The 17,765-nt window shown below is 70.8% G+C and carries 15 protein-coding genes; 4 read left to right on the plus strand and 11 right to left on the minus strand.

The window, feature by feature from the left end:
- Nucleotides 1-147: 147 nt before the first annotated feature.
- The 4 genes from ADK54_RS21630 to ADK54_RS21645 all read right to left on the minus strand — a co-directional run bounded on the left by ADK54_RS21630 (nucleotide 148) and on the right by ADK54_RS21645 (nucleotide 4,227).
- Complete coding sequence (locus ADK54_RS21630; protein WP_053727326.1) at nucleotides 148-957, minus strand: VOC family protein; 810 nt, start codon at nucleotides 955-957, stop codon at nucleotides 148-150.
- A gap of 113 nt (nucleotides 958-1,070) precedes the next feature.
- Nucleotides 1,071-1,928: a sugar phosphate isomerase/epimerase family protein gene (locus ADK54_RS21635; RefSeq protein WP_420717350.1), complete on the minus strand. Its 858-nt coding sequence runs from the start codon at nucleotides 1,926-1,928 to the stop codon at nucleotides 1,071-1,073.
- Nucleotides 1,925-3,076 (minus strand): dihydrodipicolinate synthase family protein, encoded by a 1,152-nt coding sequence (locus tag ADK54_RS21640; protein WP_053727327.1) that lies wholly within the window; start codon nucleotides 3,074-3,076, stop codon nucleotides 1,925-1,927. The genes ADK54_RS21635 and ADK54_RS21640 overlap by 4 nt, the downstream gene beginning before the upstream one ends.
- Nucleotides 3,073-4,227 carry a Gfo/Idh/MocA family protein gene (locus ADK54_RS21645; protein ID WP_053727328.1) on the minus strand — a complete coding sequence of 385 codons (1,155 nt, stop codon included), beginning with the start codon at nucleotides 4,225-4,227 and terminating at the stop codon, nucleotides 3,073-3,075. The genes ADK54_RS21640 and ADK54_RS21645 overlap by 4 nt, the downstream gene beginning before the upstream one ends.
- A 235-nt stretch (nucleotides 4,228-4,462) precedes the next feature.
- Here ADK54_RS21645 and ADK54_RS21650 point away from each other — a divergent pair, with 235 nt between their 5' ends.
- Nucleotides 4,463-5,506: a LacI family DNA-binding transcriptional regulator gene (locus ADK54_RS21650; RefSeq protein WP_053727329.1), complete on the plus strand. Its 1,044-nt coding sequence runs from the start codon at nucleotides 4,463-4,465 to the stop codon at nucleotides 5,504-5,506.
- Nucleotides 5,507-5,707: 201 nt separating this feature from the next.
- Here the strand turns inward: ADK54_RS21650 and ADK54_RS21655 are convergent, their stop codons facing one another.
- A complete protein-coding gene (locus ADK54_RS21655; protein WP_053727330.1) occupies nucleotides 5,708-6,847 on the minus strand; it encodes a CapA family protein in 1,140 nt (379 codons plus the stop codon).
- 220 nt (nucleotides 6,848-7,067) lie between these two features.
- On the opposite strand from ADK54_RS21655, the gene ADK54_RS21660 reads away from it, so the two are divergent.
- A complete protein-coding gene (locus ADK54_RS21660; protein ID WP_053727331.1) occupies nucleotides 7,068-7,301 on the plus strand; it encodes a hypothetical protein in 234 nt (77 codons plus the stop codon).
- Nucleotides 7,302-7,387: 86 nt separating this feature from the next.
- On the opposite strand, the gene ADK54_RS21665 is transcribed toward ADK54_RS21660, so the two are convergent.
- Nucleotides 7,388-7,945 carry a DUF937 domain-containing protein gene (locus ADK54_RS21665; protein WP_053727332.1) on the minus strand — a complete coding sequence of 186 codons (558 nt, stop codon included), beginning with the start codon at nucleotides 7,943-7,945 and terminating at the stop codon, nucleotides 7,388-7,390.
- A gap of 300 nt (nucleotides 7,946-8,245) precedes the next feature.
- Between ADK54_RS21665 and ADK54_RS21670 the strand changes: the two genes are divergently transcribed.
- Nucleotides 8,246-10,468: an ATP-dependent RecD-like DNA helicase gene (locus ADK54_RS21670; RefSeq protein ID WP_053727333.1), complete on the plus strand. Its 2,223-nt coding sequence runs from the start codon at nucleotides 8,246-8,248 to the stop codon at nucleotides 10,466-10,468.
- 180 nt (nucleotides 10,469-10,648) lie between these two features.
- Nucleotides 10,649-11,947 (plus strand): citrate synthase, encoded by a 1,299-nt coding sequence (locus ADK54_RS21675; protein WP_053727334.1) that lies wholly within the window; start codon nucleotides 10,649-10,651, stop codon nucleotides 11,945-11,947.
- A 388-nt stretch (nucleotides 11,948-12,335) separates the two neighbouring features.
- On the opposite strand, the gene ADK54_RS21680 is transcribed toward ADK54_RS21675, so the two are convergent.
- The 5 genes from ADK54_RS21680 to ADK54_RS21700 all read right to left on the minus strand — a co-directional run bounded on the left by ADK54_RS21680 (nucleotide 12,336) and on the right by ADK54_RS21700 (nucleotide 17,765).
- Nucleotides 12,336-14,723, minus strand: a complete 2,388-nt coding sequence (locus ADK54_RS21680) for a heavy metal translocating P-type ATPase (protein ID WP_078966537.1) — start codon at nucleotides 14,721-14,723, stop codon at nucleotides 12,336-12,338.
- A gap of 150 nt (nucleotides 14,724-14,873) precedes the next feature.
- Nucleotides 14,874-15,182 carry a heavy-metal-associated domain-containing protein gene (locus tag ADK54_RS21685; RefSeq protein WP_053727422.1) on the minus strand — a complete coding sequence of 103 codons (309 nt, stop codon included), beginning with the start codon at nucleotides 15,180-15,182 and terminating at the stop codon, nucleotides 14,874-14,876.
- Between the two features lie 178 nt (nucleotides 15,183-15,360).
- Nucleotides 15,361-15,561 carry a helix-turn-helix transcriptional regulator gene (locus ADK54_RS21690; protein WP_053727336.1) on the minus strand — a complete coding sequence of 67 codons (201 nt, stop codon included), beginning with the start codon at nucleotides 15,559-15,561 and terminating at the stop codon, nucleotides 15,361-15,363.
- A 253-nt stretch (nucleotides 15,562-15,814) separates the two neighbouring features.
- The gene (locus ADK54_RS21695; RefSeq protein ID WP_053727337.1) at nucleotides 15,815-16,861 is read right to left on the minus strand and encodes a Gfo/Idh/MocA family protein; all 1,047 of its coding nucleotides are present in this window, start codon (nucleotides 16,859-16,861) and stop codon (nucleotides 15,815-15,817) included.
- A gap of 1 nt (nucleotide 16,862) precedes the next feature.
- Nucleotides 16,863-17,765 carry a sugar phosphate isomerase/epimerase family protein gene (locus ADK54_RS21700; RefSeq protein WP_053727338.1) on the minus strand — a complete coding sequence of 301 codons (903 nt, stop codon included), beginning with the start codon at nucleotides 17,763-17,765 and terminating at the stop codon, nucleotides 16,863-16,865.

Genomic DNA, 17,765 nt, shown 5'->3' on the forward strand with positions numbered 1-17,765 from the left:
TCCTGGCATCTTCAGCCCGTCATGGGGTCCCCCCTGGCCCTTGAGGCCTTGGGGGAGTTTGAGGACGAGCGCCCTTCAGGCGCGAACGGGGTCTGGGGCGGAGCCCCAGTGCAGTCCGGCCACTCCGATACCCCGCCCCCGGATGGGCTAGGTCATTTGCGGCACATCCCCCACCCGCGTCCCCATGTCGATGACCGCAAACGCCGCCCCCTGCTGATCCGTAAGCGCCGCCATCCGCCCGAACGGGCTGTCCACCGGCCCGAAGTGGAGCCGGCCGCCCAGCTTCTGGGCCGTGGCGACCGCCGCGTCGCAGTCCGGGACCCCGAAGAAGACCTGGATGTACGCCGGGATCTCCGGCGGGAACTCGGAGCCCATGGCCATCCGCCCCAGCGCCGGATGCCCCGCGCCGAGGCTGAAGACCTTGTAGTCCATGGCCGCGCCCGCGCCGGCGTCGCCCATCTCCATCTTCTGGACCTGGAACGGGAAGACCTTCGGCAGGAACCCGTCCACCTTCGCCGCGTCCCGCGTGAAGACCTCCGCCCAGGCGAACGACCCCGGCTCGCCGGCCTTCTCGAAGCCCTTGTGCTCGTCCGGCTGCCAGACGCCGAAGACCGCGCCGCTCGGCTCCTTCGCGATCAGCATCGTGCCGAACGTACCGACCCGCATCGGCTCCATCACCAGCTCGCCGCCGGCCGCCTTGATCTTCTCGCCGGTGGCCGCCGCGTCGGGCGAGGCGAAGTACAGACACCACTGCGACGGGGCGTCGGCGCCCGGCATCGGCGGGACGACGGCCGCGACCGCCTTGCCGTCGGAGTAGGCCTGCGTGTAGTTGCCGAACTCGCTGGCCGCCTCGCCGAAGGTCCAACCCAGCACCTCCGAATAGAAGGTCTTGGCGCCTTCTACGTCAGCGAACATCGCGTCCACCCAGCAAGGGGCGCCTTCGGGGTACTCGGTCATGTCGATCGACTCCTCTGTTCCGCGCTGTACGACGGCCGGGCCCTTCGCGACGGCACTCTACGTGCGCGTCCGATGACACTCGGGCAGCCACTTCGCGACACGTACCGCACGGGCTAAGCCAGCACCTCGCCGAAACGCCGGGCCGTTTCTCCCAGCACGGCCACCCCGTCCCCCGCCCACAGCTCCTCGTTGAACAGCTCCACCTCGATCGGGCCCGAATAGCCCGCCGCATCCACCAGCGAGCGCCACCACGCGAAGTCGATCGAGCCGTCCCCCAGCTGGCCGCGACCATTCAGGACGCCCGCCGGCAACGGCGTGACCCAGTCCGCCAGTTGGAAGGCGTGGATCCGGCCGGCGGCGCCCGCTCGGGCCACCGCCGCGGGCGCGGTGTCGTCCCACCACACGTGGTACGTGTCCACCACCACCCCCACCTGTGACGCGGGGAAGCGCTCGGCCAGCGCCAGCGCCTGGTCCAGTGTCGACACCACGCACCGGTCCGAGGCGAACATCGGATGCAGCGGCTCGATCGCCAGCCGCACGCCCTGCGACGCGGCATGCGGGGCCAGGCGGGACAGCGCGTCGGCCACCCGCTCCCGCGCGCCCGCCAGGTCCTTCGACCCCGCCGGAAGGCCGCCCGAGACCAGCACCAACGTATCCGTGCCCAGGGCCGCCGCCTCGTCGATCGCCGCCCGGTTGTCGTCGAGGGCGGCGGACCGCCCGGCCGGGTCGACCGCCGTGAGGAAGCCGCCGCGACACAGCGAAGTGACCTCAAGTCCCGCACCCCGCAACGATTTTGCCGCCGCGTCGAGCCCGTAGGCGGCGACGGGCTCGCGCCACAGGCCGACCCCGCGCACCCCGAGCCGTACGCACGCGTCCATCAGCTCCGGCAGGGAGAGCTGCTTCACCGTCATCTGGTTGATGCTGAAGCGGGAGGAGATCGAAGGAGCCGTCATCGTCGCCAGCGTCGTCATTGGGATACTCCGTACACGTTCAGAAGCGACTTCATGCGGGTCTCGGCCAGTCCCGGGTCCGGGAACAGCCCCAGCCCGTCCGCCAGTTCGTACGCCCGGGCCAGATGCGGCAGCGACCGCGCCGACTGCAACCCGCCGACCATCGTGAAGTGCGACTGGTGCCCGGACAGCCACGCCAGGAACACCACCCCCGTCTTGTAGAAGCGGGTCGGGGCCTGGAAGAGGTGGCGGGACAGTTCGACGGTGGGGTCGAGGAGGGCGCGGAAGCCGTCCGCATCTCCCTTGTCCAGTACGCGTACCGCTTCCGCCGCCAGCGGGCCCAGCGGGTCGAAGATGCCCAACAGGGCGTGACTGAAGCCCAGTTGGTCGCCCGTGATCAGTTCGGGGTAGTTGAAGTCGTCGCCCGTGTAGCACCGTACGCCGTCCGGAAGGCGGCGCCTCAGCTCCACCTCGCGGCGGGCGTCGAGGAGGGAGACCTTGATGCCGTCGACCTTGTCGGGGTGGGCGGCGATGACCTCCAGGAAGGTTTCCGTGGCCGTGTCCAGGTCGGCCGAGCCCCAGTAGCCGTCGAGGGCGGGGTCGAACATGGGGCCCAGCCAGTGCAGGATCACCGGCTCGGCGGCCTGGCGGAGCAGGTCCGCATACATCGAGAGATAGTCCTCGGGGCCTCGGGCCGCTGCTGCGAGGGCCCGCGATGCCATCAGGATCGGCTGTGCCCCGGCCTCCTCGACGACCGAGAGCTGCTCCTCGTACGCCGCTCGCACCTCGGCGAGGCTGCCGTCCGCGAGCTGGTCCGTGCCCACGCCGCACGCGATGCGGCCGCCAACTGCCTTGGATTCGGCGGCACTTCGGCGGATGAGCTCCGCCGCCGCCGGCCAGTCCAGGCCCATGCCCCGCTGGGCCGTGTCCATCGCCTCCGCGACGCCGAGGCCGTGCGCCCACAGGTGGCGGCGGAACGCGAGCGTGGCGTCCCAGTCGATCGTGGCGGGGGAGCCGGGCGAGGTGTCCGCGTACGGGTCGGCGACGACGTGCGCGGCCGAGAGGACCGTACGGGAGGTGGGCGGCGGGCCCGGGGGAAGCGAGAGCGGGGTCGTGCGGGGCTCGTGCGCCCGCGTCGTGCCGTCGGGGCGCGGCAGCAGAAGGCTCACAGCGCGATCTCCGGTACGTCGAGGCGGCGGCCCTCGGCGGCGGAACGCAGCCCCAGCTCGGCGAGCTGGACGCCGCGCGCGCCGGCGAGCAGGTCCCAGTGGTACGGCTCGTCGAGCGCGACGTGCCGCAGGAACAGCTCCCACTGCGCCTTGAAGCCGTTGTCGAACGCGTCGTTGTCGGGGACCTCCTGCCACTGCTCGCGGAACGACTCGGTGGCGGGCAGGTCCGGGTTCCAGACCGGCTTCGGGGTTGAACTGCGGTGCTGGACACGGCAGTTGCGCAGGCCCGCGACCGCCGAGCCCTCGGTGCCGTCGACCTGGAACTCGACGAGTTCGTCGCGGTTGACGCGTACCGCCCAGGAGGAGTTGATCTGCGCGACCGCGCCGCCCTCCAGCTGGAAGATCCCGTACGCGGCGTCGTCGGCGGTCGCCGCGTACGGCTTGCCGTGCTCGTCCCAGCGCTGGGGGATGTGGGTGGCGGTGTGCGCGGTCACGGAGGTGACCCGGCCGAACAGCTCGTGCAGGACGTACTCCCAGTGCGGGAACATGTCCACGACGATGCCGCCGCCGTCCTCGCGGCGGTAGTTCCACGACGGGCGCTGGGCGGACTGCCAGTCGCCCTCGAAGACCCAGTAGCCGAACTCGCCCCGCACGGACAGGATCCGGCCGAAGAATCCGCCGTCGACGAGGCGCTTCAGCTTCAGCAGGCCCGGCAGGAAGAGCTTGTCCTGGACGACGCCGTGCTTGACGCCCGCGCCGCGTGCCCGCCGGGCGAGGTCGAGTGCGCCGGTCAGGCCGGTCGCCGTGGGCTTCTCGGTGTAGATGTGCTTCCCGGCCGTGATGGCCTTCCCGATCGCCTCCTCGCGGGCGGACGTCACCTGGGCGTCGAAGTAGATGTCGACGGTGGGGTCGGCGATGACGGCGTCGAGGTCGGTCGACCACTCGGTGAGGCCGTGCCGGTCGGCCATCGCCTTCAGGGCGTGCTCGCGACGGCCGACCAGGACCGGCTCGGGCCACAGCGTGGTGCCGTCGCCGAGGCCGAGGCCACCCTGCTCGCGCAGCGCGAGGAGGGAGCGTACGAGGTGCTGGCGGTAACCCATGCGTCCGGTGACGCCGTTCATGGCGATCCGCACGGTCCTGCGTTCCGTCATGTGATCCCTCCGGGGGCTGTGCCGTGCGTGGTGGGCGCGGGTGGGCAGGGTGAAGCGGAATCCGGTAGAAAGTTGATAGCAAGCGCTTTCTACAGGGCGGGACGCTAGCCTGCGCACAGCGCCTCGGACAAGAGGCCGAAAGCTTGAGAACCGGTGCTTGAGAGCCGGTGTCCGGACCCCGCCCGGACACCGGCTCTGCACGGCGCGATCACGGCCCGACCGTTCGGAGGCAGAGATGACAGCGACCCTGGCGGATGTGGCGGCTCGGGCCCGGGTGTCCCCGGCGACGGTCTCGCGGGTCCTGAACGGCAACTATCCGGTGGCGGCGGCCACCCGTGAGCGGGTGCTGCGCGCCGTCGACGAGCTGGACTACGTCCTGAACGGGCCCGCCAGTTCGCTCGCCGCGGCCACATCGGACCTGGTCGGCATCCTGGTCAACGACATCGCCGACCCGTTCTTCGGCATCATGGCGGGCGCGGCCCAGGCCGCGATCGGTGAGGAGCGGGGTGCCCGCGAGAAGCTCTCCGTCATCTGCAACACCGGGGGCTCACCGGAACGCGAACTCACCTATCTGACGCTGCTTCAGCGCCAGCGCGCGGCCGCCGTCATCGTGACGGGCGGCGCCCTTGAGGACCCGAAGCACGCGGCGGCGGTGGGCGCGAAGCTCGCGCGGCTCGCGGACGCGGGCACCCGCATCGTGCTGTGCGGCCGGCCGCCGCTGCCCGGCGACAGCGTCACCGCGACCCTCGCCTTCGACAACCGGGGCGGCGGCAGGTGCCTGGCGGACCACCTCATCGGCCTCGGTCACCGCAGAATCGGTTACATCGCCGGGCCCGCCGAGCGCACCACGACCCGGCACCGCCTGGAGGGTCACCGGTCCGGCCTGGCAGCGGCCGGCCTGCGCCTGGACCACCTCGTCGTCCACGGCTCGTACGACCGCCGCTCGGGCTACGACGCGACGCTTGAACTCCTGCGCAGGGAGCCGGAGTTGACGGCCGTGGTGGCGGCGAACGACACGGTCGCGCTGGGTGCGTGCGCGGCCCTGCGGGACCGGGGGCTCTCCGTCCCGGACGACGTCTCGGTAGCGGGCTTCGTGGACCTCCCCTTCAGCGCGGACGCGGTCCCGGCGCTGACGACGGTACGGCTGCCGCTGTACGAGGCGGGCGCGAGGGCGGGCCGCCTGGCCCTGGGCATGGAACCGGCTCCGCCGGGGGGGATCGCGACGGTGCACGGGGAGCTGATGGTCCGGGGCTCTACGGCGGCGCCGCGGGGCGCCTGAGGGGGTGGGGGGTGAGGGCTTTGCGCAGTTCCCCGCGCCCCTGGCAGGGTTGGTGCTGGCCCGCACCGGGGTATTTCAGCCTGTCCGGCGTTTGAGGACGAGCGCCCTTAAGGCGCGAACGGGGTCTGGGGCGGAGCCCCAGGAAACCCGGCTTCCCTTCTCAACCCCCGGAGGGTCTCGGGAAGGGGCGGGGTGGGGGAATCAGCGCGGTCCGGCCGCCAGCGCAGCGCACCCCCGCAGGGAGGCGAGCCGATCCGTGACCGCCTTCCCCGCCGCGCCGTCCTGCGGCACCGGCACACCCCGGTTGTCGACGACCGCCGGAGCGAAACCCTGCTTGACGACCTTGCCATGGGCGACCGTCAGCGTCGCAACCCCGCTGTCATTGGAGTGCGGATACGGCGACGTCCCGTACCAAAGCAGGTTCCCCAGCCCGTAGTTGACGTAGGTCGAACCCCGCATCCCCGACCCCAGCATCACATGCGCATGCGTACCCACCACCGCCGTCGCCCCCGCCGCCGACAGCTTCGCGGCGATGGACTTCTGCTCGGGTCCCGGGCAGCTCTGCCCCTCCGTACCCCAGTGCAGATACACCACGACGACGTCCGCCTCCGCCTTCGCCCGCTTGACCGCCGCGACCAGCTTCGCGGGGTCGAGCGCGGAGGCTATGCCCGGCTTCTCAGGCCCGGCGCGGAACTTGTCGTTGGTCAGGTCCATGACCTGGCTCGCCGCGACGACGGCGAGCTTCACCCCGCGGATGTCCTTGACGTACGGCCGGTACGCCTCTGCCTCGTTCGCGCCGATGCCGAGTACCGGGATGGGGGCGTGGTGGACGGCGTCGAGGGTGTCGGCGAGACCCGCGGGCCCGTAGTCGACGGCGTGGTTGTTGGCCATCGACACCGCGTCCACGCCCGAGTCCTTGAGCGCGGTCAGGGCGCTGGGCGGGGTGCGGAAGTGGTACAGCTTCGGCTCTTCGGAGCCGCGCGTGGTGATCGCCGTCTCCAGGTTGACCATCGCGAAGTCGGCACTCGCGACGGTCCTGGATATCGGGCCGAGGGCGGGGTCGGCGGGCGTGCTGTTGAGCCGGGGCGCGGTGCGCTCGGTGAAGTGGACGTCGCCCCCGAACGCGAGGGTGATCGTGCCGGGCGGAAGGTCCGGCGTGGGCTCGGCCGTGACGGCGGCCGCGGGGTTCGCGGGCCCGGGCTTCTCGGCGGCGGGAGCGGCCGAGGGCGCCCCGGAGCACCCCGCGGAGGCCAGCAGGACGCCGAGCGCCAGCGCGGAGGCCTTGGCGGTGGCGGCGCGGCGCGGGAGGGCGCGGGCGGGGGTGGTGCCGGGGGCGGGCATGCGGGCCAGAGTATTCGCGCGGGCGTGCGAGCCGGGTCCGGGGGTGCCCTTTCCGACCCGCCCGCCCAAAGACTGAACAACCAATTGACGGAACCGACCGGACGGAACCGACCGGACCGGACTGACGGACGGAACCGACGGACGGGCCCGATCGGGCGTACGCAAGGGCATGCGCGGCGGGGATGGGGGAAGTGATGCCGGGACACGATCGGAGGCACTAATGGCAGGTTTTCTCGACCGGGCCAAGGAGCAGGCCCAGAGCGCCCTGAACCAGGGCAAGCAGAGGGTGGACGACGTTCAGCAGCAGCGCGCCGGAAACGATCTGCTCAAGAAACTCGGCGCGGCGTACTACGCCGAGCGGCGCGGCAGCGGCACGCCGGACGTCACGCAACAGGCCCTCGCCGCCCTGGAGGCCCACATCGCCGCTCACGGGGACGGGTTCCTGCGCGGCTGAGCCTCCACTCCCGTACGGGCCCGATCACGGTGTCCGTGCGGGAGTGCGCCGGTCCGCAAGAGCGGAACGGCGCGACTGGACCGTGGCTACTTCTTCGCCCCGCCGAGGATCTGGGTCAGGAGCTCGCCCAGGCCGCCCCCGCCCGCAGCGGGTGCCGCACCGGGTGCCGCACCCGGAGCCGTCGGCGACTTCGATGCCGCCCGCTTCGTCAGGACCGCCAGCGCCACGGGCAGCAGCACCTCCAGGGCCCGCGCCACCGTCGCCGGCGGCAACCCCGTCTTCTTGGCCACCGCGTTCGCGACCGGCCGGGCCACCTTCGCCAGCACCCCGGCCGCCAACCCGCCGCTCAGCATCCCGCCGAGCCCGCCGCCCAGCGTGGCCACGCCCTGCAAGGGGGCTTCCTCCGGTAGGGCTTCCGGCGGGGCCTCGGCCACCGCTTGGCGGACCTCCTCGGTGGTCTCCGGCGGCAGCCCGCCCGCCAGCGTCGACATCGTCGTACCGACCACGTCCTGCGCGCCCGCCGCATCCGTACCGAGCAGCCCGGCGATCTGCTGGAGCCCGTCGTCGCCCAGTTCGTTCAGGACGTCCTGCTCGAAGGACGGCTGAGACGGCGCGGCGGACTGCGGTGAAGGATTGTCGCTCATGCGGCAAACGCTACGTTCACCCCGCTTCGTCAGCACCTCGACGGCCCGGAAAAATTACTGCCCGCAGTCGTGCAACCTTTCCGGGGTGACGGAGGTCTAAGTGGCGTCAGTGCTTCAGGGGAGGGATCCGGGGGGATTTCGGGAAGCGCTGACGGGGAGGGAAAACAAGGGGCCCGGTCGACGGACCGGGCCCCCTTGAATTCGCCTGAATTCGCCCGCACGCGAAGCGCCCGGTCCCGGACTTCCCTTGTACACAGCCGTGTTGTCCGCATTGTCAGTGCGGGGCGGTAGCGTCGGGGCATGTCGAGTCTCACGGGTGCGGCGGTTGTGGAGGGGGTCCTTGAGCGGATCACGTACGCCAATGAGGAGAGCGGATACACCGTCGCGCGCGTCGACACCGGCCGGGGCGGCAACGACCTCCTCACGGTGGTCGGCTCACTGCTCGGCGCGCAGCCGGGGGAGTCGCTGCGGATGGAGGGCCGCTGGGGGTCCCACCCCCAGTACGGCAAGCAGTTCACCGTCGAGAACTACACGACCGTCCTGCCCGCCACCATCCAGGGCATCCGCCGCTACCTCGGCTCCGGCCTGATCAAGGGCATCGGCCCGGTCTTCGCCGACCGCATCACCCAGCACTTCGGCCCCGACACCCTCGACATCATCGAGCAGGAGCCCAAGCGACTGATCGAGGTTCCGGGTCTCGGGCCCAAGCGGACGAAGAAGATCGCGGCCGCCTGGGAGGAGCAGAAGGCCATCAAGGAGGTCATGGTCTTCCTCCAGGGAGTCGGGGTTTCCACCTCCATCGCCGTCCGCATTTACAAGAAGTACGGGGACGCCTCGATCTCCGTCGTCAAGAACCAGCCCTACCGGCTCGCCGCCGACGTCTGGGGCATCGGATTCCTCACCGCCGACCGGATCGCCCAGGCCGTCGGCATCCCGCACGACAGCCCGGAGCGCGTGAAGGCGGGCTTGCAGTACGCGCTGTCCCAGTCCACCGACCAGGGGCACTGCTTCCTCCCCGAGGAGCGCCTGATCGCCGACTCCGTGAAGCTGCTCCAGGTCGACACCGGCCTTGTCATCGAGTGCCTGGCCGAGCTCATCGCCGAAGAGGGCGCCGTGAAGGAGAAGGTGCCGGGGCCGGACGGGGGCGAGCCCGTCGCCGCCGTGTACCTCGTGCCGTTCCACCGCGCCGAGCTTTCCCTGGCCGCCCAGGTGGGGCGCCTGCTGCGGACCGGCGAGGACCGGATGCCGGGGTTCGCCGGGGTCGACTGGGGCAAGGCGCTCGGCTGGCTCGCCGGGCGCACCGGGGCCGAGCTCGCGCCGGAGCAGCAGGAGGCCGTCAAACTGGCTCTGACCAGCAAGGTCGCGGTCCTCACCGGCGGGCCGGGCTGCGGCAAGTCCTTCACGGTCCGCTCGGTCGTGGAGCTCGCCCGCGCCAAGAAGGCCAAGGTGGTGCTCGCCGCGCCGACCGGGCGGGCCGCCAAGCGGCTGGCCGAGCTGACCGGCGCCGAGGCCTCCACCGTGCACCGCCTGCTCGAACTGAAACCGGGCGGCGACGCGGCGTACGACAAGGACCGGCCCCTCGACGCCGACCTGGTCGTCGTCGACGAGGCCTCCATGCTCGACCTGCTGCTCGCGAACAAGCTCGTGAAGGCGGTGGCACCTGGTGCCCACCTCTTGATGGTGGGCGACGTCGACCAGTTGCCCTCGGTCGGCGCCGGGGAGGTGCTGCGCGATCTGCTCGCCGAGGGCGGTCCCGTCCCCAGCGTGCGGCTGACCCGGATCTTTAGGCAGGCCCAGGAGTCCGGCGTCGTCACCAACGCCCACCGCATCAACTCCGGTACGCAACCCATCACTTCGGGCCTGAACGACTTCTTCCTCTTCGTCGAGGACGAGACCGAGGACGCGGGCCGCCTCACCGTCGACGTCGCGGCCCGGCGCATCCCGGCGAAGTTCGGGCTCGACCCGCGCCGCGACATCCAGGTGCTCGCCCCGATGCACCGCGGCCCGGCCGGCGCAGGCACCCTCAACGGCCTGCTCCAGCAGGCGATCACGCCCGCCCGGCCCGACCTGCCGGAGAAAAGGTTCGGTGGAAGGGTGTTCCGCGTCGGCGACAAGGTCACCCAGATTCGCAACAATTACGAGAAGGGCAAGAACGGCGTCTTCAACGGCACCGTCGGCGTGGTCACCTCGCTCAACCTCGACGACCAGCACCTGACGGTCCTGACGGACGAGGACGAGGAGGTGCCGTACGACTTCGACGAGCTGGACGAGCTGGCCCACGCCTACGCCGTGACGATCCACCGCTCCCAGGGCAGCGAGTACCCGGCCGTCGTCATCCCGGTCACCACCGGCGCCTGGATGATGCTCCAGCGCAATCTGCTCTACACGGCGGTGACGCGCGCCAAGAAGCTCGTCGTCCTGGTGGGGTCCCGCAAGGCGATCGGCCAGGCGGTGCGTACCGTTTCCGCAGGCAGACGCTTTACCGCACTCGCTCACCGGCTGTCAGGGGGCACTTTGGTGTGAAAGATCACCCAGGACTTTCCTAACTGGGGCGAAGGGGGCAGGATGAGCAGGTTGAGCGGCACTGAGTGCCGTGAATAAGCCCAATGGGCGACCCCGAGTGCACTCTGCTGAGCCAAATGGGGGATGGTAGAGACAGTCAGGGCACCTCGAAGAAGAGGCACTACGTCGGTGAGGGATGACGTGAGCGAGAACGCGAACAACGCTGTAGTACTGCGGTTCGGCGATGGCGAGTACACCTACCCGGTGATCGACAGCACCGTCGGCGACAAGGGCTTCGACATCGGGAAGCTCCGAGCCCAGACCGGACTGGTCACCCTCGACAGCGGATACGGCAACACGGCCGCCTATAAATCCGCCATTACCTACCTGGACGGTGAGCAGGGCATCCTGCGCTACCGCGGGTACCCCATCGAGCAGCTGGCGGAGCGCTCGACCTTCGTCGAGGTCGCGTACCTGCTGATCAACGGCGAGCTTCCGACCGTCGACCAGCTCTCCAGCTTCAAGAGCGAGATCACCGGGCACACGCTGCTGCACGAGGACGTCAAGCGGTTCTTCGACGGCTTCCCGCGTGACGCCCACCCGATGGCGATGCTGTCCTCGGTGGTCTCCGCGCTGTCCACGTTCTACCAGGACAGCCACAACCCGTTCGACGAGAAGCAGCGCCACCTCTCCACGATCCGGCTGCTCGCCAAGCTGCCGACGATCGCGGCGTACGCGTACAAGAAGTCGATCGGCCACCCCTTCGTCTACCCGCGCAACGACCTCGGCTACGTCGAGAACTTCCTGCGCATGACGTTCTCGGTGCCGGCCCAGGAGTACGAGCTGGACCCGGTCGTCGTCTCGGCGCTCGACAAGCTGCTCATCCTGCACGCGGACCACGAGCAGAACTGCTCGACCTCCACCGTGCGTCTGGTCGGCTCCTCGCAGGCCAACATGTTCGCGTCGATCTCGGCCGGCATCTCGGCGCTGTGGGGCCCGCTGCACGGCGGCGCCAACCAGTCCGTCCTGGAGATGCTGGAAGGCATCCAGGCCAACGGCGGCGACGTGGACTCCTTCATCCGCAAGGTGAAGAACAAGGAGGACGGCGTCCGCCTGATGGGCTTCGGCCACCGGGTGTACAAGTCCTTCGACCCGCGCGCCAAGATCATCAAGGCTGCCGCGCACGACGTCCTGTCGGCACTCGGCAAGTCCGACGAGCTGCTCGACATCGCGCTGAAGCTGGAAGAGCACGCGCTGAGCGACGAGTACTTCGTCTCGCGCAACCTGTACCCGAACGTGGACTTCTACACGGGCCTGATCTACCGCGCCATGGGCTTCCCGACCGAGATGTTCACGGTCCTGTTCGCGCTCGGCCGCCTCCCGGGCTGGATCGCCCAGTGGCACGAGATGATCAAGGAGCCCGGCTCCCGCATCGGCCGCCCGCGCCAGATCTACACGGGCGAAGTGCTGCGCGACTTCGTGCCGGTCGAGGCTCGCTGACCTCACGGTCGCGGTTGACCTCTCGGGCAACCCCTCAGTCGCAGCCGAACTCCCGGTAACACGCGGGGAGTTCGGCGCCAGAAGTCGGAAAGCGCCCCGCTGCCGATCCCCCCACGGGTCGGCAGTCGGGGCGCTTCCCTGTTTCCCGGTGCGGATTCCCCCCACGGGATCCGAGCCGGGGGTCTAGGCGGTCTGCCGGGGTACGTACCTGTCGGGTGGGCCGCTCAAAGCTCCCGACGTACGTGCCCCGGCCAACGCGTTGCCTGGAACGTCCCCCAAGACATTCCATGGACGTCCCCCAAGACATCCGTGGCATCGCCCACTTAGACTCCCGACCCCTCCCGATGGTTACCTCAAAACCTCTGTGATCTAGATCTCTTTGTGGAGGTCAGGTGAAGGAACGCAACCGTAGGCTGTTGGTTACCACGAACACCGATGAGAACGCCATAGCCGCACCCGCGATCATGGGATTCAGCAGGCCCGCGGCGGCCAGGGGGACCGCGGCCACGTTGTAGCCGAATGCCCAGAAAAGGTTGCCTTTGATCGTGGCCAGGGTCCGGCGGGACAATCGGATCGCATCGGCGGCAACCCGCAGGTCACCGCGTACGAGGGTGAGATCGCCGGCCTCGATGGCGGCATCCGTGCCGGTACCCATCGCGAGACCCAGATCGGCGACGGCCAGAGCGGCCGCGTCGTTGACGCCGTCCCCCACCATGGCGACCGTGCGGCCCTGCTCCTGAAGGCGCTCGACGACGGCCGCCTTGTCCTCGGGGAGGACCTCCGCGTACACATCGGCCGCCTCGATCCCCACTTCCGCGGCCACGGTTGTGGCGACGCTGTGGTGGTCGCCGGTGAGCAGGACCGGGGTGAGCCCCAGCGCCCGCAGCCGGGCGACGGCCTCGGCGCTGGTCTCCTTCACGGTGTCGGACACGGCGAGCACGCCCCGGGCGGCCCCGTCCCACGCGACGGTGACGGCGGTACGCCCCTGGGCCTCGGCGGCGCTCCTGGCCGCGGCGAGCTCGGGCGGCAGCTCCGGGGCGCCGTCCCGGCCCACGTACACGCGGTGCCCCTCGACGACTCCCTCCACGCCCCGGCCCGGCAGCGAGCGGAAGTCCTCGGCCGGCGGCAGCGTCCCGGCCCGGTCCTCGGCGCCGGACGCGATCGCGCGGGCGATGGGGTGCTCGGAGGCGTGCTCCAAGGCCCCGGCCAGGCGCAGGAGTTGCTTCTCGTCGATGCCCTCGACGGTGTGGACCTCGTACAGGCTCATGCGTCCGGTGGTCACCGTGCCGGTCTTGTCGAGGACGACGGTGTCCACGCGGCGGGTCGACTCCAGGACCTCCGGGCCCTTGATCAGGATGCCGAGCTGGGCGCCCCGGCCGGTGCCGACCATGAGGGCGGTCGGGGTGGCGAGGCCCAGTGCGCACGGGCAGGCGATGATCAGTACGGCGACGGCCGCGGTGAAGGCGGCGGTGGCGTCGCCGGTGACCAGGAGCCAGGCTCCCAGGGTGGCGAGCGCGATCACGAGCACCACCGGCACGAAGACGCCCGCGATACGGTCGGCCAGGCGCTGCACCTGGGCCTTGCCGTTCTGGGCGTCCTCCACCAGGCGGGCCATGCGGGCGAGCCGGGTGTCGGCGCCGACCCGGGTCGCCTCGACGACGAGCCGGCCCCCGGCGTTCACGGTCGCCCCGGTGACGGGGTCGCCCACGCTCACGTCCACCGGCACGGACTCGCCGGTCAGCATCGACGCGTCGACCGCCGAGGCGCCCTCGACGACCGTGCCGTCCGTGGCGACCTTCTCGCCGGGCCGTACGACGAAGTGGTCCCCGGTACGCAACTGGCTTACGGGGATGCGTACTTCGGACCCGCCGCGCAGCACGGCGACGTCTTTCGCACCCAGCTCCATCAGGGCGCGCAGGGCGGCCCCGGACTTCCGCTTGGCGCGGGCCTCCAGATAGCGGCCCAGGAGAATGAACGTGACGACGCCCGCGGCGACTTCGAGGTAGATCGTCCCGGAGCCGTCCCCGCGGTTGGTGGTGAGGCTGAAGCCGTGCCGCATGCCGGGCATGCCCGCGGTGCCGAAGAACAGGGCCCAGAGCGACCAGCCGAACGCGGCGAGCGTGCCGGTCGAGACCAGCGTGTCCATCGTGGCGGCGCCGTGTTTGAGGTTGGTCCACGCGGCTCGGTGGAAGGGGAGGCCGCCCCAGATGACGGCGGGGGCGGCGAGGGTGAGGCTGAGCCATTGCCAGTTGTCGAACTGGATCGCTGGGATCATCGCCAGCGCGACGACGGGCGCGGAAAGGATGGCCGATACGATCAGCCGCCCTCTCAGCGCGGCGAGCTGCATCGTGCTGCGGTCGTCACCCGGGTGCGGCGGGGTGGAGGCTGCTGGGGGCTCCGCCCCCGGGCCACCGTTCGGGTCGTCTCCTGTCTGCGGCCCGGTGGTCGTTCCTGGGGCTCCGCCCCAGACCCCGTTCGCACCTGAAGGGCGCTCGTCCTCAATCGCCGGACGGGCTGGATTCGCCGTGACCAGCACCGAATCCTGCGAGGCGGAACGGGTAGGCACAACCGGCGTACCGTCCGCAGCCGTACCTGGCGCCTCCACTGGCTCGGCCGTGTACCCCGTCTTCACCACCGTCGCCACGAGGTCCGCCACCGTCACCCCGGGTTCGAAGGTGACCCGAGCCTTCTCGGTGGCGTAGTTGACCGTGGCGCAAACCCCCGCCATCCGGTTCAGCTTCTTCTCGACGCGGGCCGCGCACGACGCGCAGGTCATCCCGCCGACGGCGAGTTCGACCACGTGATCCGGGGTGGTGGTTTGCACGATGGGGCTCCAGAAAGGGGGCCGGGCCGCACGGTGCCGGCGGGAAGCCGGCCGGGTGCGGCCCGACGGGAAGAGGCGGAGGGGCGGAGGGCGCCCTCCGGGTCAGGCGCGGCCGAGCAGTTCGTAGCCCGCCTCGTCGACGGCCGCGCGAACCGCCTCCTCGTCGAGCGGGGCCGCCGAGATCACGGTGACCTCTCCGGTGGCGGCGACGGCCTTCACCGAGCTGACGCCCTCGATCTCGGAGATCTCACCGGACACCGCACCCTCGCAGTGACCGCAGGTCATGCCGGAGACCTTGTAGACGGCGGTGACGGCGCCCACCTGGACGCCGGCCGCCCCGCCGCCCTGGCAGCCTCCGGCGGGCGAGCAGCAGGAACCGGTCGCTACGGGGGTCTCGATCTCGGCGGTCATGGCGTTCTCCTCTTCGCGGGCGTACGGATCCATGGTGCATCAGGGGGCCAAGCGAAAGCCGGGACACCCTCACGCACCTCAGAATATACCCCTAGGGGGTATTAGGCGAGCCTACTCGGACGCGGTTCGGGTGATTCTGGGTGATAACGACGGAACCGCCTGCCACGGTGCGCCCGGGTCACTTCGTGCGGCGGCCTCTGTTGCCGGGCCGCTGGGCGACCCACGCCCGGATCGTGTCCGCGAACCAGTACGGCTTGCCGTTCTCCACGAGGTCCGGCGCCGGCAGGAGTCCGTGTTTGCGGTAGGAGCGCACCGTGTCCGGCTGCACCCGGATGTGCGCGGCGATCTCTTTGTAGGACCAGAGCCTTCGGTCGGTCATGTGGGGCACCTCCCTGCGTGCGCCGCAGCGGCGGCCGGAAGGCCGTCGGGGGAGCTGCGACGTGAACGCTTGGCGATCACTCAGCCTGTGCCCGTTGAACGACGGAGAGTGAGGCCGGATTAGCCCCTGTCGACCGCCTGTGACGCAAGACCCGCGTAATCGAGACATGTGTGACGGGAGCCGGATGCTTGTAACGCATGTGATGAACAAGGGCTGTTGGGGCGAATGGGTGAACAGCCTCAAGAAGCGGCCGCTACTTGTACAGGGGCGGGCGGTCCGGCAGCTCCACGCGTACCCGCTCTCCCGACTGCTGCGCCCGCACCCCCGCCTCGCAGACCAGCGCCGCCGCGTAGCCGTCCCAGGTGCTCGCGCCCTCGGTGCGGCCCTGCCCCGTCGCGTCCACCCAGGCCTGCACCTCGCGGTCGTACGCCTCGGCGAACCGGACCGTGAAGTCCTGTGGAATGTCGTGGCCCGCCCTTCCCCAAGGTCTCGACTTCGCTCGACCAGGGGAGGCCCCAATCGCCGCCCGCGTGACGAGCCCGCCGCTCTCGCCGATCGAGGCGGTGCCGCGCTCGCAGACCGCCTCGCACCGCACCTCGTACCCGAAGCCGCAGTTGACGAAGATCTCGACGTCCACGACCACGCCGCCGGACGTCTCGAACAGGACCAGTTGCGGATCGCCGAGGCCCTGAGGCGCGTACGAGGTGGGGCGGGGGCGCAGGACCTGTACGGCGGTGATCTCCTGGCCGAGCAGCCAGCGGGTGGCGTCCGCCTCGTGCACCACCGAGTCGCGGATCAGCATCTCGGTGGTGAAGAAGGAGGGCGATGCCGCGTTGCGGTGGCGACAGTGCAGCATCAGGGGGCGGCCCAACTCGCCGTGTTTCAGGGTGAGTTGGAGGTCGCGATACTCGCGGTCGTGGCGGCGCATGAAGCCCACCGTGACCAGGCGGTGGCCGAGGCGCTGTTCCGCCTCCATGACGCGCAGGGTGCCGGCCGGGTCGGGGGTCAGGGGCTTCTCGCACAGGACCGGCAGGCCGCGCGCGAAGGCTTCGAGCAGGGCCGCTTCGTGGGCCGGGCCCGAGGAGGCGATGAGGACGGCGTCCACGCCGGGCGCGGCCATCGCGGCGGCCGGGTCGGTGTGGACGCCGCACCCCTCGATGCCCGCGGCCACCGCGCTCGCGCGCTCCAGGTCCAGGTCGGCGACGGCGGCCACGCGGGCGCCGCCGATGACGGAGTCGATCCGGCGCACATGGTCGGCGCCCATCCGGCCGGTGCCGATGACGGCGATGCCCAGGGTCATGTCAGGCCCCGCACGAGCGGAGGAAGGCGCGGGTGCGCTCGGCGATCGGCAGGGGCTTGTCCGGGTCGCAGGGGTACATGTCCTGCTCGACGATCGCGAACAGGTCGACGTCCAGATTCTGGGCGGCGGCCAGGACCGGTTCGAGCGCGGGCACGCCGTGCGGGGGCTCGCACATCACGCCCCGCGCGACGGCGGGCCCGAACGGCGTTCCCTCGGCGCGGACTTGGGCAAGGACCTCCGGATCGACCTGCTTGAGATGGAGGTAGCCGATCCGCTCCCCGTACGTCTCGATCAGCTTGACGCTGTCGCCGCCGCAGTACGCGTAGTGCCCGGTGTCCAGGCACAGCGAGACCAGGTCGGAGTCGGTGGCGTGCAGGAAGCGGGCCACGTTCTCCTCGCTGTCGATGTGGGTGTCGGCGTGCGGGTGCACGACGACGCGCAGGCCGTAGCGGTCCCGCACCTCGCGGGCGAGCCGCTCGGTCTGGCCGGCGAGATCGCGCCACTGCGCGGCGGTCAGCGTGCTGTCCTCCAGGACCTCGCCGCTCTTGTCGTCGCGCCAGAAGGACGGGATGACCACGAGGTGCCCGGCGCCGGCGGCCTGCGCGAGCGCGGCCACGTCCGCGACGTGCGCCCAGGTCTTCTCCCACACCGTCGGGCCGTGGTGCAGCCCCGTGAAGACGGTCCCGGCCGAGACCCGTAGATCGCGTACGGCGGTCTCCTCGGCGAGGCGCGCCGGGTCGGTGGGGAGATAGCCGTACGGTCCGAGTTCGATCCACCGGTAGCCCGCGCCCGCGACCTCGTCGAGGAAGCGCTGCCAGGGGACTTGGCGAGGGTCGTCGGGAAACCAGACGCCCCAGGAGTCGGGGGCCGAACCGATCCGGATGCGGGTCTTCGCCGTCGTCAT

This window comes from Streptomyces sp. WM6378 (assembly GCF_001279695.1).
Taxonomy (GTDB): Bacteria; Actinomycetota; Actinomycetes; order Streptomycetales; family Streptomycetaceae; genus Streptomyces.

Excerpts from the sequence above, each read along its gene's own strand:
- ADK54_RS21660 (WP_053727331.1), top strand. The coding sequence starts at position 7,068 with ATGGCAGGTTTTCTCGACCGGGCCAAGGAGCAGGCCCAGAGCGCCCTG.
- ADK54_RS21650 (WP_053727329.1), top strand. The coding sequence starts at position 4,463 with ATGACAGCGACCCTGGCGGATGTGGCGGCTCGGGCCCGGGTGTCCCCG.
- ADK54_RS21645 (WP_053727328.1), bottom strand. The coding sequence starts at position 4,227 with ATGACGGAACGCAGGACCGTGCGGATCGCCATGAACGGCGTCACCGGA.
- ADK54_RS21665 (WP_053727332.1), bottom strand. The coding sequence starts at position 7,945 with ATGAGCGACAATCCTTCACCGCAGTCCGCCGCGCCGTCTCAGCCGTCC.
- ADK54_RS21635 (WP_420717350.1), bottom strand. The coding sequence starts at position 1,928 with ATGACGACGCTGGCGACGATGACGGCTCCTTCGATCTCCTCCCGCTTC.
- ADK54_RS21700 (WP_053727338.1), bottom strand. The coding sequence starts at position 17,765 with ATGACGACGGCGAAGACCCGCATCCGGATCGGTTCGGCCCCCGACTCC.
- ADK54_RS21670 (WP_053727333.1), top strand. The coding sequence starts at position 8,246 with ATGTCGAGTCTCACGGGTGCGGCGGTTGTGGAGGGGGTCCTTGAGCGG.
- ADK54_RS21685 (WP_053727422.1), bottom strand. The coding sequence starts at position 15,182 with ATGACCGCCGAGATCGAGACCCCCGTAGCGACCGGTTCCTGCTGCTCG.
- ADK54_RS21655 (WP_053727330.1), bottom strand. The coding sequence starts at position 6,847 with ATGCCCGCCCCCGGCACCACCCCCGCCCGCGCCCTCCCGCGCCGCGCC.
- ADK54_RS21695 (WP_053727337.1), bottom strand. The coding sequence starts at position 16,861 with ATGACCCTGGGCATCGCCGTCATCGGCACCGGCCGGATGGGCGCCGAC.
- ADK54_RS21680 (WP_078966537.1), bottom strand. The coding sequence starts at position 14,723 with ATGACCTGCGCGTCGTGCGCGGCCCGCGTCGAGAAGAAGCTGAACCGG.
- ADK54_RS21690 (WP_053727336.1), bottom strand. The coding sequence starts at position 15,561 with ATGACCGACCGAAGGCTCTGGTCCTACAAAGAGATCGCCGCGCACATC.
- ADK54_RS21630 (WP_053727326.1), bottom strand. The coding sequence starts at position 957 with ATGACCGAGTACCCCGAAGGCGCCCCTTGCTGGGTGGACGCGATGTTC.